13 protein-coding genes are annotated in these 14719 nt (G+C 61.5%); 8 read left to right on the top strand and 5 right to left on the bottom strand.

Going from position 1 to position 14719, the window contains the following annotated elements:
* Positions 1 to 52: 52 nt before the first annotated feature.
* Positions 53 to 1411, bottom strand: coding sequence for a hypothetical protein (locus DA373_RS10740; RefSeq protein ID WP_107852311.1), 1359 nt, complete (start codon positions 1409 to 1411; stop codon positions 53 to 55).
* 72 nt (positions 1412 to 1483) lie between these two features.
* The gene (locus tag DA373_RS10735; protein WP_107852310.1) at positions 1484 to 2044 is read right to left on the bottom strand and encodes a TetR/AcrR family transcriptional regulator; all 561 of its coding nucleotides are present in this window, start codon (positions 2042 to 2044) and stop codon (positions 1484 to 1486) included.
* 218 nt (positions 2045 to 2262) lie between these two features.
* Here DA373_RS10735 and DA373_RS10730 point away from each other — a divergent pair, with 218 nt between their 5' ends.
* From DA373_RS10730 to DA373_RS10710, 5 genes are all read left to right on the top strand, one after another.
* Entirely contained in the window at positions 2263 to 2508 is a 246-nt protein-coding gene (locus tag DA373_RS10730) for a DUF2960 domain-containing protein (protein WP_107852309.1), read from the top strand.
* A 275-nt stretch (positions 2509 to 2783) separates the two neighbouring features.
* A complete protein-coding gene (locus DA373_RS10725; protein WP_107852308.1) occupies positions 2784 to 4466 on the top strand; it encodes a carbon starvation CstA family protein in 1683 nt (560 codons plus the stop codon).
* Positions 4463 to 4735, top strand: coding sequence for a cory-CC-star protein (locus DA373_RS10720; protein ID WP_107852307.1), 273 nt, complete (start codon positions 4463 to 4465; stop codon positions 4733 to 4735). Before DA373_RS10725 ends, DA373_RS10720 begins: the two co-directional genes overlap by 4 nt.
* A 108-nt stretch (positions 4736 to 4843) precedes the next feature.
* Positions 4844 to 5842 (top strand): ArsA family ATPase, encoded by a 999-nt coding sequence (locus tag DA373_RS10715; RefSeq protein ID WP_107852340.1) that lies wholly within the window; start codon positions 4844 to 4846, stop codon positions 5840 to 5842.
* Between the two features lie 82 nt (positions 5843 to 5924).
* Positions 5925 to 6503: a cupin domain-containing protein gene (locus DA373_RS10710; protein ID WP_107852306.1), complete on the top strand. Its 579-nt coding sequence runs from the start codon at positions 5925 to 5927 to the stop codon at positions 6501 to 6503.
* 229 nt (positions 6504 to 6732) lie between these two features.
* Here DA373_RS10710 and DA373_RS10705 read toward each other — a convergent pair whose 3' ends face one another.
* The 3 genes from DA373_RS10705 to DA373_RS10695 all read right to left on the bottom strand — a co-directional run bounded on the left by DA373_RS10705 (position 6733) and on the right by DA373_RS10695 (position 10438).
* Positions 6733 to 8226 (bottom strand): aldehyde dehydrogenase, encoded by a 1494-nt coding sequence (locus DA373_RS10705; RefSeq protein WP_107852305.1) that lies wholly within the window; start codon positions 8224 to 8226, stop codon positions 6733 to 6735.
* 10 nt (positions 8227 to 8236) lie between these two features.
* Positions 8237 to 9598 (bottom strand): aspartate aminotransferase family protein, encoded by a 1362-nt coding sequence (locus DA373_RS10700; RefSeq protein WP_232821253.1) that lies wholly within the window; start codon positions 9596 to 9598, stop codon positions 8237 to 8239.
* Between the two features lie 90 nt (positions 9599 to 9688).
* Positions 9689 to 10438: a gamma-glutamyl-gamma-aminobutyrate hydrolase family protein gene (locus tag DA373_RS10695; RefSeq protein ID WP_107852303.1), complete on the bottom strand. Its 750-nt coding sequence runs from the start codon at positions 10436 to 10438 to the stop codon at positions 9689 to 9691.
* A gap of 275 nt (positions 10439 to 10713) precedes the next feature.
* Between DA373_RS10695 and DA373_RS10690 the strand changes: the two genes are divergently transcribed.
* The 3 genes from DA373_RS10690 (at position 10714) to DA373_RS10680 (ending at position 14680) form a co-directional block, all read left to right on the top strand.
* Entirely contained in the window at positions 10714 to 12087 is a 1374-nt protein-coding gene (locus tag DA373_RS10690; RefSeq protein ID WP_107852302.1) for a glutamine synthetase family protein, read from the top strand.
* A 14-nt stretch (positions 12088 to 12101) separates the two neighbouring features.
* On the top strand, positions 12102 to 14042 hold the full coding sequence (locus tag DA373_RS10685) for a Na+/H+ antiporter NhaC family protein (RefSeq protein ID WP_107852301.1): 1941 nt from the start codon (positions 12102 to 12104) through the stop codon (positions 14040 to 14042).
* A gap of 149 nt (positions 14043 to 14191) precedes the next feature.
* Positions 14192 to 14680, top strand: a complete 489-nt coding sequence (locus tag DA373_RS10680; protein WP_107852300.1) for a copper chaperone PCu(A)C — start codon at positions 14192 to 14194, stop codon at positions 14678 to 14680.
* Positions 14681 to 14719: the final 39 nt, after the last annotated feature.

Raw genomic sequence — 14719 nt, 5'->3', positions numbered from 1 at the left:
GCCGTCTTTCATTATCTTGGTCTGACAAAAGGGGAGAGTTATTACAGTTTTTTCAGACTTTTTTCTTCTGGGGGATTTCCTCCACCTCCACGATCTTGGAACGACTCACCACCACCTTCCAGCGTTGCAGCACCGGCGGCTTCTGGCCCTGTACTTCCCGGGTGACCAGATTGAACAGGTAACGTTTTTCTACCGGCTGGCGTGACACCTGGTTTTCCTTCAGCTGATACACATGATGGGAGCCCTTTTCCATCAGCCGGGCCAGCATGGTCAGATCCAGTTGCAGGCTTTCCCGGGTCTGTTCATACCCGGTGAGAAAGCGGGTGGGCAGCATGCGGGAGTGACTGCCGTAGTGCATCACCACCTCTTCCCGCTGACTGATGCTGGCCCGGCGGGCGGCGCGCACCTCGGCGGGCACCCGGGACGGACGCTGGTAGTCGAACCATTCCAGCTGGCGCCCCACCAGTTGGGTGCTGTGTACATCAAAATATTGCCGTCGCCACTTGGGCCGGCCCTTGCGCAGCCAGCGCCACAGGGTGTTGCGCAGATCGTCCTTGAACAGCTCGCGCAGGGCGTAGAGCACCGCCAGGGCGAGGATCACCATCAGGGAAATCCCCCCCAGGGTTTCACGCACCTCGTAGGCGGCCAGCGACACCGTGGTCATCACCACGGCGGTGACCACCGCCTTGAGCAGCTTCTGCTCGCCACCGCCCAGCTCCCGGGTGCGCTCCTTGAGGGTGACCGGATATTCGATCAGCCGGCGCAGCAGCCGCATCTTGTTGGAAATGCGCGACAGCGAATCGCTGGCGTGGGCGGTGTTGTATTCGTTGTCGATGCGGTGCTGGCGCTCAATGGCGCAGACCTCCAGCAACAGCGATTTGACCGTCTTGTAGTCACCGTTGCGGGGCAGGTGAGCCACCAGTGACAGCAGCCGCTGCTCGGTGAACCAGGACACGTAATTGTCGATATTGGTGTAGTACTTGCGCAGGGTGTCGTCGCTCGGCACCCGGCGGCGCAGCCGCCGCAGAATATCCTGGGCCAGGGCCACCACTTCTTCCACCTCGTCCTGGACGACCTCTTCCATGCGGTTGCGCAGATCGTGGCAGGACTGCTCCAGCCCCACCACATACTGGTAGCCGTAAAGGCTGAGGCTGACCCGGTATTGCTCGGGGGTGAGCTTGCCCCGCTCCGCCAGCCGGCTGTGCACCAGGGGCAGGTGAGGACGGTCGCTGAAGTAGGTGCGGGTGCTGTGTATGGCGTTGTGATAGAAGTTGTCTTCCGGCAGCACCTGACTGTTGAGGCCCAGCTCGCCGGGCACGAACAGGTAGAGATCGAGTCGGTGCTCGGTGGCCTCACGCAGAATGCGCGACAGTTTGAGCAGGTGGCCGTCCTTGCGTTCAGCGGCGATCACGGAATATGACTTTTCCAGTTAAAACAGGGTGTTGTAATTATGCTACCGCTGCTGCGATAACACTGAAAGGTTTTATTGCAGCAGCCGGCCGCTGCGGCTCAGCAGGCCGTGCACCAGGGTGCGGGTGGTGTTGAGGTGGGCGCTGGTGTCGACCACAAAGCTGGCCACGGCGGTCAGGTAGATGCCGGTCAGCGTGACTTCGGCGGCACTGCGGCGCCAGCCGGTGGCCTGCCAGTCGGCGCTTTCCAGCAGCCACTGCACGGTACGGCTGATGCGGGTAATGCCGTGAGCCTGCAGGTGAAGGTGGCCGGGCTCCAGCTTGTAGCCCAGCATCTCCTTCACCAGCGGACGGTAGGGCGCCAGATAATCGAGCCAGACCATGATGCCGGTGAGCAGGCGCTCGTGTGTGGGCTCCTCAGGATCCAGGGGCAGGCTCAGCAGGGCGTCGTCGGCCCGGTCGAACAGGGCCTCGGCCAGGTCATCCCTGGAACGAAAATGCCGGTTCAGCGCCGCCAGACTCAGCTCCCGGGACTCGGCCAGCTCGCGCAGGCTGAAGCCGTGCCAGCCCCGGTGCAGGGCCAGGTGCAGGGCGGTGTCGAGAATGGCATCCCGTTCGGTGCTGAGGTGGGTCATGGTGAGCTCCGGCTGACAGACTGTGTTCAGTATAGAAGGCACAATTACAGAGGCGGGAAACTCAATGCCCCACACAGTAGCAGGTCAGAGATGCTGGTGTTTAACGGACGTAGCCTGTATCAGGTTATCGTGTACCGGGCAGCGGGCGCAGACTGGCAGTGTTTACTTGAGCCTGAGCACGGTTTGCAGCGACAATGACGTCTTTTACGGAGCTTTCCATGGCCTTTCGCATTCGTTACCACTACCGCAAGCAGCAAAAAGAGATTGGTTACGCCAACGACAAGCACCACAGCATTTATGATGCCATTGCTACCGCCGAAGGCCTGGATCTGGCGGAGTTTCGCCGCATGGAAGATCAGCTGGCCAATATCAGCCGCAATGACCGCAAGACCATGAAGGAATTCCGGGAAGAATATTTCCGCAAGCTGGGCTTCAGCCAGATCACCATTTTCCGGGAAGAATAAATTATGGTCTGATCGAGGCCTGTTATTATTCTTTATCTAATTTTTCTGTTGGTGATATCAACTGCCATCCCGTAATGGTGTGGTGGTTTTTATTGTTGTTGTCCGGAAATTGGTGTTTTCATAATTTTATCTTTTTTCGGGTTTATTTGAATTTGTTGTTACCGTATTGATTATTCGTGGTTTTTCCTTTTTATTGGGGGCCTTTCGGAACCCGGTTTGACGATGCCGGGAAAGCTAACAATGATAAGAAAAACTCTTTACGGGAGTGCAAAGCAATGAATGCCATATTCCTGATGTTATGCGGGCTGGGCGCCATGGCGCTCGGCTATTTTGTGTATTCAAAATTCGTGGCCGAAAAAATATTTCGGCTGGACCCCGGCTTTCGCACGCCGGCTCATGAATTTGAAGACGGGGTGGATTATGTGCCCACCAACAAGTTTGTGCTTTGGGGCCACCACTTTACTTCGGTGGCCGGTGCTGCGCCCATTGTGGGGCCGGCCATCGCGGTGATCTGGGGCTGGGTGCCGGCCTTTTTGTGGGTGGTGTTCGGCACCATCTTCTTTGCCGGCGTGCACGATGCAGGGGCCATCTGGGCCAGTAACCGCAACAAGGCCAAATCGGTGGGCGCGCTCACCGGCGATGTGGTGGGCAAGCGCGCCCGCAGCATTTTCATGATCGTCATCTTCCTGGTGCTGCTGATGGTGAACGCCGTGTTCGCCGTGGTGATCGCCGGCCTGCTCACCAAGTTTCAGACCTCGGTGGTGCCGGTGTGGGGCGCCATTGTGGTGGCGCTGATCATCGGTCAGCTGATTTACCGCAAGATGATTGGCCTGCTTACCGTGTCGGTGGTGGGGGTGATCGCTCTCTATGCCCTGATCTGGGCCGGTCCTTCCATGCCCCTGGCGCTGCCGGAAATGTTTATGGGCATGACCGACAAGGCCCAGTGGATCATTCTGCTGTTCGTCTATGCCGCCATTGCCTCGCTGCTGCCGGTGTGGATGCTGCTGCAGCCCAGGGACTACATCAATGGCCTGCAGCTGTTTGTGGGTCTGGGTCTGCTCTACGGCGCCGTGCTGCTGTCGGCTCCGGATGTGGTGGCGCCGGCCTTTAACGACAATGTGCCGGAAGGCACGCCCTCACTGGTGCCGCTGCTGTTTGTCACCATTGCCTGTGGCGCCATCTCCGGCTTTCACGGCCTGGTGTCGTCCGGCACCACCTCCAAGCAGCTCGACAAGGAAACCGATCTGCGTTTTGTGGGCTATTTCGGCGCCATTGGTGAAGGCTGCCTGGCACTGGCCGCCATTATTGCCGCCACCGCCGGCTTTGCGACCCTGGCCGACTGGCAGGCCATTTACAGCGGCTTTGGTCAGGGCGGCGTAGCCGCCTTTGTGCAGGGGGGCGCCAACATCCTGAGCAACGGCCTGGGCTTTGATATTGAGTTGTCCCAGACCATTCTTACCGTGATGGCGGTGCTGTTTGCCGGCACCACCATGGACACCGGCCTGCGTCTGCAGCGCTACATCTTTCAGGAATGGGGCGTCATCTACAAAATCAACTGGATGCAGAAGGCGGCCCCGGCCACCCTGCTGGCGGTGGGCTCCTGCCTGTTGCTGGCCTTTGGCTCCGGTGGTGACGGCTCCGGCGGCCTGTTGATCTGGCCGCTGTTCGGCACCACCAACCAGCTGCTGGCGGGCCTGACCCTGCTGGTGATCACAGTGATGCTGGCGCGTATGGGCCGGCCCATGCTGGTGACCCTGATCCCCCTGCTGTTCCTGCTGGTGATGACGGTGCTGGCGCTGCTGATCCAGCTCAAGGGCTTTTATGATCAGGCCAACTGGTTCCTGTTTGCGCTGGATCTGGTGGTGCTGGGCGCGGCCATTCTGGTGGCGCTGGAATGCGGCGCCACCCTGACCAAACTGCGCAGCGGCAAGGCCGAGCAGGCCGGAGACCAGTCGTGAAAATCAAGCGGGTGCTGGCCTGGATAAACCGGGCCAGCCGCTATGCGGAAGAGGTGTATAACGCGCCCTACCGGGCGGCCATTGCCCGGGCCCGGCGCGAGGAAGACGATCTCTTTATGCTGCTGGTGTTCTCGGAAATGATGGGGGTGCCGAACCCGGCCTCCTATTACACCCTGGAGCTGCAGCCCCTGCTGCTGGAGCGGTTTCACGACTGGCACAAGCGCATGGGCATGGAGCACTCACCGCTGGATCACTTCCGCTGCTGCTGATTGAGTTGTCTTCTGGCTTGGCAAAGGTTGGTGATGAGCGAAGCGAATCCCAACATTTCGCACACCGGGGCCGGCTTCAATGCCGGCCTTACTATTTGGAGATATTACATGTTACTGACCGACAAGCGCGTATTGCTGGTGGGGGGCAAGGGCGGCGTGGGCAAGACGACTGTGTCGTCGTCGCTGGCGCTGCTGGCGGCCCGCCGGGGCAAGCGCTGCCTGCTGGTATCCACCGACCCCGCTCACAGCCTGGCCGACGCCTTTGGCCGGGAAATCGGCGACACCATTACCCGGCTGGCCCCCAACCTCGACGGCCTCGAGCTGGACCCGGATCACGAGGTGGAGCAGCACCTGGCCCGGGTGCTGGCCCAGCTCAAGCGCTTTACCCGGCCCGAGATGTACGGCGAGGTGGAGCGGCAGATGCGCCTTACCCGCCAGTCGCCGGGCGCGCAGGAAGCGGCGCTGCTGGAGCGCATGGCCCGAGTGATGGAAGAAGGGATGCAAACCCATGATCTGGTGATTTTCGACACCGCACCCACCGGTCACACCCTGCGTCTGCTCAGCCTGCCCGAGGCCATGGCCGCCTGGACGCAAGGGATGCTGACAAGCAACCAGCGTTCGGAAAAACTGGGGCAAGTGCTGGATCACTTGACTCCGGGCAAGGACGTGGACAGCCCCTTTGGCGATCCGCGGGCCCACGAAACCGCCGGCATGGACGAACGCACCAAATCCATTACCGACACCCTGCTGGCGCGCCAGCGGCTGTTTCAGCGCACTCGCCGGCTGCTGACCGACAGCGACCAGACCGCGCTGTTGTTCGTGCTGACCCCCGAAAAGCTGCCGATACTGGAAACCGAACGGGCGGTTACAGCACTGCAGGAAGAAAAACTGCCCCTGGCCGGTCTGGTGGTGAACCGGATTCTGCCCGATGAAGCCGACGGCACCTTTCTGGCGCAGCGGCGGGAACAGGAAAAAACGCATCTGGCCGAGATTGCACGGCTGTTTGCCGATTTGTCCCGTTATCCGCTGTATCTGCAGCCCACGGATATTCAGGGCCTCGATGGACTGAGCGACATGGCCACCCGGCTGGAGCGAGCCGGACTCTGAGCGGTACGGAATTGAATTTACAGCCTGTTTTGCCATTGGGTAGAATTTGCCCGAGGGTTTTCTTTTTGATTAACGGAGCAACATGACAACGGCGAAGCAGGGCGGCGACGACGCCAACGATGTGGGCACCCGCCTCAAGGCGGTGCGCCTGATGCGCAATATTTCCCAGCGGGAGCTGGCCAAACGCACCGGCGTGACCCACTCCAGCCTGTCGCTGATTGAGCAGGGCAAGGTCAGTCCGTCGGTGAGCTCTCTGAAGAAGATCCTGGATGGCATTCCCATGACGGTGGGGGAGTTCTTTACCCTGGATCTGGAAAACACCGATCAGATCTTTTTCAGCCCCGACGAGCTGCAGGACGTGGGCAGCGGCAACCTGTCCCTGAAACTGGTGGGCTATAACCGAAAAAACCGGGCCATGTCCTTTATTGTGGAAACCTACCCTCCCGGCGTGGACACCGGCCACGACATGATGGCCTATCACGGCGAGGAAGCCGGCGTGGTGATCGAAGGGGAAATTGAAATCACCATAGGTGCCCAGCACCGGCTGCTGAAGGAAGGCGACAGCTACTACTTCTCCACCACCCAGCCCCACCGCTTTCGCAATAACAGCGATAAGCCCTGCCGCATCGTCAGCTGCTCGACGCCGGCCAAGCATTTTTGAGCCATATCAAACGACGCTGAACCTTCCTGAAGCAACAGCAGGGATTGCCGGAGCCGACCGTCAAATGCCATGGAAGGCATTTTCCGAGCGTACATGGGGCGAGCTTGCTCGCCGTGACGAAGTAAAAAGCCTGAACGAACATTAAGTATGTTCGCAGCAGGCTTTTTAATGAGTGGCATTCAATGAAGCGTGTCGAAGAAGGCAACCCTGCTGGTGCTTCACATGACGATCAGCCCGCCCCGAACTCTATCCAGGTGGTTTTCAGCTGGCTGTATTCGGCCAGGGAGTGCAGTGACTTGTCGCGGCCGTTGCCGGACTGCTTGTAACCGCCAAAAGGCACCGTCATGTCGCCGCCGGCGTAGTTATTGACGAACACCTGACCCGACTCCAGCCGCCGGGCCGTGGTTAGCGCCTTGTCGAGATTTTGGGTCCATACCGCCGCCGCCAGGCCATAGGGGGAGTCGTTGGCAATGGCCACCGCTTCGTCGGCGCTGTCAAAGCCGATCACCGCCAGCACCGGGCCAAAAACTTCTTCCCGCGCCAGGGCCATGCTGTTATCCACGTCATCGAACACGGTGGGGGCAAAATACAGGCCACCGTTGATGCTTACCGGCTCGCCGCCGGTGCGCAGACGCGCGCCCTGTTTCAGCGCCGCCGCCACATGGCCGGCAATGCCGTCGAGCTGGGTGGCATCCACAATGGCGCCCATGGGGCTGGCCGGATCCAATGGGTTGCCGGGTTGCCAGGCGGCCGCATGATGCACAAGGCGCTCCACCAGTTCATCTTTAATACTGTTTTCCACCAGCAGCCGGGAGCCGGCGATGCACACCTCGCCCTGGTTGTAGAAAATGGCCTGGGCCGCCTGCTGCGCCACATGCTCCAGGTTGCCGGCGTCGGCAAACACGATATTGGCGCTCTTGCCGCCGCACTCCATAAAGGTGCGCTTCATATTGGACTCGCCCGCGTATTGGGTTAGCAACTTGCCCACGCCGGTAGAGCCGGTAAAGGCCAGGGCGTTAACGTCCATATGCAGCGCCAGGGCCTTGCCCACGGTATGGCCGTAGCCGGGCAGCACCTGCAGCACGCCGGCGGGCAGTCCGGCTTCAAACGCCAGGGCCGCCAGCCGCAGCGCGCTGAGCGGGGATTTCTCCGACGGCTTTAAAATCACGGTATTGCCCGCGGCCAGGGCCGGGGCGATTTTCCAGCAGGCCATCATCAGCGGAAAGTTCCAGGGCACGATGGCGGCCACTACCCCCAGGGGTTCCCGGGTCACCAGTCCCAGGCTGCTGGACGTGGTGGGGGCGATCTCGCCATACACCTTGTCGATGGCCTCGGCATTCCAGCGCAGGCAGCGCACCGCCGCGGGCAGATCCACATTCAGGCTGTTGGCGATGGGTTTGCCCATGTCCAGGGTTTCCAGCAGCGCCAGCTCCTCGGCGTGGCTTTCCACCCGTTCGGCAAAGCGCAGCAATACCTGTTTGCGCTCCGCCGGGGCCAGTCCGGCCCAGTGGGTCAGGGCGGTGCGCGCATGGGTTACTGCCAGGCTGGCGTCCTGCTCGTCGCAACTGGCCACCTCGGCCAGTTGGGCGCCGGTGGCCGGGTTAAAGCTGGCAAAGCGTTTGCCGGAAATGGCCTCGCAGTAGCGGCCGTTGATAAAGGCGCGGCCCTCGGGCCGCAGTCCTTCACTCAGGGCTTGCCAGTGGGCAAGAGTGTGTTGGCTCATGATTGCCTCCTCAGTCCATGATGCCCAGCTGGCGGGCGGTGGCGTCCAGGCTTTCCCGGGCCAGACGCACCAGCTCGTCAATTTCAGCTTTGGTGATCACCAGGGGCGGCGACACCACCATGGTTTCGCCCACGGAGCGCATCACTATGCCGGTATTAAAGCAGTTGTCCCGGCAGCGGCCGCCGATGCCCGGCTCAAAGCGGGCCATGGTGGTCTTGTCGGCCACCAGCTCCAGGGCACCCAGCAGCCCCAGGCTGCGGGCCTCGCCCACCAGAGGGTGATCGGCCAGGCTGGCCCAGCGCTCGGCAAAGTAGGGCGCGGTTACCTCGCGTACCTGCTCGAGCACGCCGTCTTGTTCCATCAGCTCCAGATTGCGCAGGGCCACGGCGGCGCAGGCCGGGTGACCGGAATAGGTAAAGCCGTGGTAGAACTCGCCGCCCTGCTCGATCAGGGTGTCGGCCACCCGGTCGCCCACCAGCACGCCGCCGATGGGCAGATAGCCGGAAGACAGGCCCTTGGCGACGGGCATGAGATCGGGCTTGATGTTGAAGTGCTGGCTGCCGAACCACTGTCCCAGCCGGCCAAAGCCGCAGATCACCTCGTCGGCAATAAGCAGAATGCCGTAGTGATCGCAGATGCGCTGAATTTCGGGCCAGTAGCTCTCGGGCGGAATGATCACGCCGCCGGCGCCCTGCACCGGTTCGGCGATAAAGGCCGCCACCCGGTTCACGCCCAGCTCCTTGATTTTTTGCTCCAGGGAGCGGGCCGCCAGCAGGCCGAATGCTTCCGGGCTCATTTCCCGGCCTTCGCCAAACCAGTAGGGCTGAGCAATGTGCTCTACGTCCGCCAGCATGGGACCGCCCTGCTCGTGCATGGGTGCCATGCCACCCAAGCTGGCGCCGGCCACGGTGGATCCGTGGTAGCCGTTGCGCCGGCCGATGATCACGGTTTTCTCCGGCTGGCCCTTGAGCTGCCAGTAGCGGCGCACCATGCGCACGACCGTGTCGTTGGACTCGGAGCCGGAGCCGGTAAAGAACACATGATTGATGTGCTCGGGGGCCAGCTCGGTGAGCTTTTGGGCCAGTTTGATCGCCGGCGGATGGGCGGTCTTGAAGAAGTTGTTGTAGTAGGGCAGCTCGGTCATCTGGGCGGTGGCGGCCTCCACCAGCTCCCGGCGGCCATAGCCCAGGTTGACGCACCACAGGCCGGCCATGGCGTCGAGAATGCGGTTGCCTTCCGAATCAATAATATAGATGCCTTCTGCGCCGGTGATGATGCGGCTGTTGCTGCCCAGATCCTTGGTGTCGGTAAAGGGGTGCAGGTGGTGCTGGCCGTCCTGCTGGCGCAGTTCTTGAGTGTTGTACTGATGCATGATGGTGTCCTTTTCGTTCATGTGACTATCTCGGATACAGGCCATGGCTTCGGCAACGGCCTGTCCCCTCTTGTTCGAATGAGCCTGCTGTCAGGTCTTGATGGTGTCCCGGTAGTGGGCGCAGGCGGTGCCAAAGGCGGTAAAGATGGCGGCGTAGAGCGGGTGCTCGTCGGTGCGCCATTCCGGGTGCCACTGCACGCCCAGGGCAAAGGGCAGGGTGGGATCACTGATGGCTTCCACCAGGCCGTCCGGCGCCAGCGCCTCGGCCATCAGGCCTTGCCCCAGGCGGTCGATGCCCTGCTGATGCAGCGAATTCACCTCGAAGTTCAGCTCACCGGTCAGCCGGTGCAGCATGCCGTCCGGGTTCAGGCTGAGGGCGTGGGCCGGTTCGTAATGAGAGTTCACCCCGTCGGTGTCCGGCTCGCGGTGATCCATCAGGCCGGGCAGCGCCTGCAGTGGCTGGCGCAGGCTGCCGCCCCAGGCCACGTTCATTTCCTGCAGGCCGCGGCAGATCCCCAGCAGCGGCAGTTGCAGCTTGCGGGCGGTGCGGATCAGTGACAGCGCGGATCCGTCCCGATCCGGATCCAGCCGGCAGTCAGCACGATCCTGATCCGTGGCGTAATAACGCGGATCCACATTGCTGTAACTGCCGGTCAGGCAGAGGCCGTCGAGCCGCTCGAGGATCCCTTCGTTCAGGCCTTCGGCCAGGGCCGGTAGCAGCACCACCTCCACGTTCGCCGAGTGGCGCAGGGCGTCCACGTACTTGTTCACCACCATATGGCAATGGTGCCCTTCAATCTGTCGCTGACAGGCGGTCACGCCGATCAGGGGCTTGTGCATTATTCTTTCCATAGTGTCACCTGCTCAAACCGTATGGTTTATATATTCAACGGCTCCGTGTGCCGAATCCATAACGGCATGGAAGCACGGCAATCGCACAAAATCCAGTAAATAACGGCTTTAAAAGCGAGTAATGGTTTAAATAATGTGACGAGGTTAACTCTTTTTCACAATGTGTTAACCTTTGGGGTGCTTGAGTGATTGTCTTGATTTGTTCATTATCCTATAACAAATGACATTCTGGATGGTTACTAAAACACAACATGGAGGTCACCATGAGTGACAGGGGCATGCAAGAGGCCCGGGAGTTTCTGGAACGAAACCCGGATATCAATTCCATCGATCTGATGATCGGTGACATCAACGGGGTGATCCGCGGTAAGCGTATTCCCAGAGACAGTCTGCTCAAGGCCTATGAAGAAGGGGTCTGCCTGCCGGCCTCGCTGTTTGCCCTCGACATTAACGGCAACACCATTGAGGAAACCGGCCTGGGGCTGGATCAGGGCGAGGGCGATCGGCTGTGCTTTCCGGTGCCCGGCACCCTGAGCCGGGTGCCCTGGCAGGACAGGCCCTGTGCCCAGCTGTTAATGAGCATGTTTGAGAACGATCACAGCCCCTTTGTGTACGATCCCCGCCATGTGCTGCAGCGGGTGCTGGATCGTTTTTCTGATCTCGGGCTGACCCCGGTGGTGGCGGTGGAAACCGAGTTTTATGTGATCGACCGGGATCGGGACGACGAGCATCAGTTGCAGCCGCCGGTGTCGCCGGTGAGCGGCAAACGGGATCGTCAGTGTCAGGTGTATTCGCTGTCGGATCTCGATGACTACTGCGACTTTATCGAGAGCATTCAGCAGGCGGCCATGATCCAGAAGCTGCCGGTGGACACCGCCATTGCCGAGTGCGCCCCGGGCCAGTTCGAGATCAACCTCAAGCACAGACCCGATGCCATGCAGGCCTGCGACGAAGCGGTGTTGCTCAAGCGACTGATCAAGGGAGTGGCGGCCCGCCACAGCATGGAAGCCACCTTTATGGCCAAGCCCTACAACCAGGAGGCGGGCAGCGGCACTCATATTCATGTGAGCCTTATCGACAACGAGGGCAATAACCGTTTCTGCAGCCGGGACGACAGCCCGCTGGGCAACGAGCTGCTGCAACAGGCGGTGGCCGGGGTGCTGGCGCTGATGCCCGAGTCCATGGTGGTGTTTGCCCCCAACGCCAACAGCTACCGCCGTTTTCAGCCCGGCTATTACGTGCCCATGAGCCAGACCTGGGGTGCCGACAACCGCACTGTGGCGGTGCGCGTGCCTGGTGGCAACCCCGCGGCCCGCCGGCTGGAACACCGCGTGGCCGGTGCCGACGCCAACCCCTACCTGCTGGTGGCCAGCATACTGGCCGGCATTCATTATGGCCTGACCCAACAGCTGACCGCATCCGAGCCGGTGAGCGGCAACGCCTACGCCAGCCACCCGCCCAGCCTGCCCAACAGCTGGATCCAGGCGCTGGATCAGTGGCAGCAAAACGAGATCCTGCCGGAATATCTGGGCCAGGAGTTTTGCCGGGTGTACCACGCCAACCGCTACGGTGAGCGGCAATTGTTTATGCGCCACGTCAGCTCTCAGGAGTATGACTGGTATCTGCGTTCGGTCTGACAGGAGAAAGTCCCATGGAAGGATGTAACATGCGCCGCTGGCTGATGCCGCTGCTTGCCCTTGTTTTACTGCTGCCCGGGCTGGCCCGGGCCGATGGCCCCACCCTTGAAGCCCCGGCCCTGGTGCTGAAGGGCATTCCCTTTGAAGTGACGGTGACCGGCACCGGGCCGCTTTGGCTGGTGCAGGAAGAAAACCGCCAGCCGGTGACCCTTGAAGATGGCGAGGCGACCATAGAGCTGCTGACCCAGGCCGACAGCCTGGCGCTCAGCCTGCAGAGCGAGGCAGGTGCTGTGCTTGCCGAAGCGGCCAGCCCGGCCATTGCCGCCTGGCTGTCGGTGGTGCCGGCGCTGCTGGCCATTGTGCTGGCGCTGGCGTTCCGGCAGGTGATACTGGCGCTGTTTGTGGCCATCTGTTGTGGCGGCTGGCTGGGCTATGGCCTGGCCGGCGACAAGCTGCTCAGCAGCGTGCTCGACTCGGTGAACGTGCACGTGCTGGCCGCCGCCAGCGACGCCGAGCATATGTCGGTGGTGCTGTTCTGCCTGCTGATCGGCGGCATGGTGGGCATCATCTCCCGCAACGGCGGTACCGTCGGCATTGCTCATCACATTACCCGCTTCGTACGCGGCCGGCGCAGCGCCCAGACCACCACGGGGCTGCTGGGCACCGCCATTTTCTTTGACGACTACGCCAATGCGCTGATCGTCGGCAATACCATGCGCAACATCACCGACCGGCTGCGTATCTCCCGGGAAAAGCTGGCCTACCTGGTGGACTCCACCGCTGCTCCGGTGTCGGCCATTTTGCTGGTGACCACCTGGATCGGTTTTCAGGTGGGGCTGATTGATGAGGCCCTCGGCCTGGTGGACGGTTTTGACGGCTCCGCTTACGGCGTGTTTATGGCTTCCATCAGCTACAGCTTCTATCCCATTCTGGCGCTGTTGTTCGTGTTTATGATCAGCCTCAGTGGCCGGGATTTTGGTCCCATGCTCAGGGCCGAGCAGCGGGCGGTACGCCGGCAGGCGGAAGCGGACGATGCCCTCACCGACCGGGAAGCCATCGCCGAGGAAGCCAGCATAGATGCCAAGCCGGGCATTCCCCACCGCGCGCTGAACGCCATTATTCCCATGACGGTGCTGGTGCTCACCACCCTTGGCGGTATCTGGTATACCGGCATGAGTGAGCTGGGCTTTCCCGCCGAGGCCGGCCTGCGTGACGTGTTTGGCAACAGCGATTCCTTTACCGCCATGATGTGGGGCTCTCTGCTCAGCACCCTGGTGGCGCTGGTGATGACCCGGCTGCAGGGCCTGCTGAGCATGGACGAGGCCGCCCATTACTGGTTTGAAGGGGTGAAGTCGATGCTGCTGCCCATCACCATTCTGATGATGGCCTGGGCGCTGTCGTCGGTGAACGAGACCCTGAACACCAGCGATTACCTGGTGAGCGTGCTCAGCGACAGCCTGCAGCCGGAGCTGATCCCGGTGAGCGTGTTTGTGTTGTCGGCCTTTACCGCCTTTGCCACCGGCTCGTCCTGGGGCGTGATGGGCATCATGATGCCCCTGGTGGTGCCGCTGGCCTGGGCGGTGCTGCAGCACCATGGCCTGGCCGGCGACCCGGACGCCATGCACCTGTTCTACGCCTCGGTGGCGGCGGTGCTGGCCGGCGCGGTATGGGGGGATCATTGTTCGCCCCTGGCCGAAACCACCCTTCTGGCCGCCATGGCCTCGGGCTGTGGTCTGGTGGAGCATGTGCGCACCCAGCTGCCCTATGCGCTGTTTGTGGGGGTGATCGCTACCCTGTTTGGCGTGGTGCCCGTGGCCTATGGCATGCCCTGGTGGCTGGGCATTATCATCTGCTCCCTGGCCATGGCCGCCGGCCTGCGCCTGCTGGGCCGGCGCGCCGATGAGGGGGATGCTGAGCCGGAGACCACGGTGAGCGCCGAAACCGCAGCATCATAATCAGCGCCCTGTCATCACGCGCCATAAGCCGGAAGTGCGTTATTTCGCTGCACTTCCGGCGTTTTTATTCGTGTTAACATGGCGCTTTGTAATGACGTTCCCGGCTGCCCGGACCCGGGCACTGTCTTTTTATTTTCAGGAGTAAGCCCATGAAGATGCTGCGTAGTGCCGTTGCTTCACTGTTGTTGCTGAGCGCCAGCGGCGCCCTGGCCCATGAGTATGAGCAGGGCGGGCTGCATATCGATCACCCCTGGAGCCGTCCGGTTCCGCCCATGGTGACCAACGGCAGCGCCTATCTGGTGATCAGCAACCAGGGTCAGACCGGTGATGTGCTGCTGGGCGCCAGCACCCCCCTGGCCGAGCGGGTGGAAATTCATACCCACCTGATGGACGGTGACATGATGAAAATGCGCCAGCTTGAGAACCTGCCGGTGCCGGCAGGCGAAGCGGTAATCCTGGCGCCGGGTGGCCATCACCTGATGCTGATGGGGCTGAAGCGGGCGCCCCAGCTGGGAGACCGTTTTCCCCTGACCCTGCAGTTTAAGCAGGTGGGCGAGGTAGACGTGGAGATCTCGGTGGATGCGGATGCCCCCAAACCGGTAAAACAGGCTCACGACGACGGCCATCATCATCACTGAACCCGGGTAACACCAGGCCCGATACGGGCCTGATGTTAT

This window comes from Oceanimonas marisflavi, from assembly GCF_003049725.1.
GTDB classification, from domain to species: Bacteria; Pseudomonadota; Gammaproteobacteria; order Enterobacterales; family Aeromonadaceae; genus Oceanimonas; species Oceanimonas marisflavi.
Note: the sequence above shows the minus strand (reverse complement) of the source record. Positions and strands in the feature narration are given on the sequence as shown.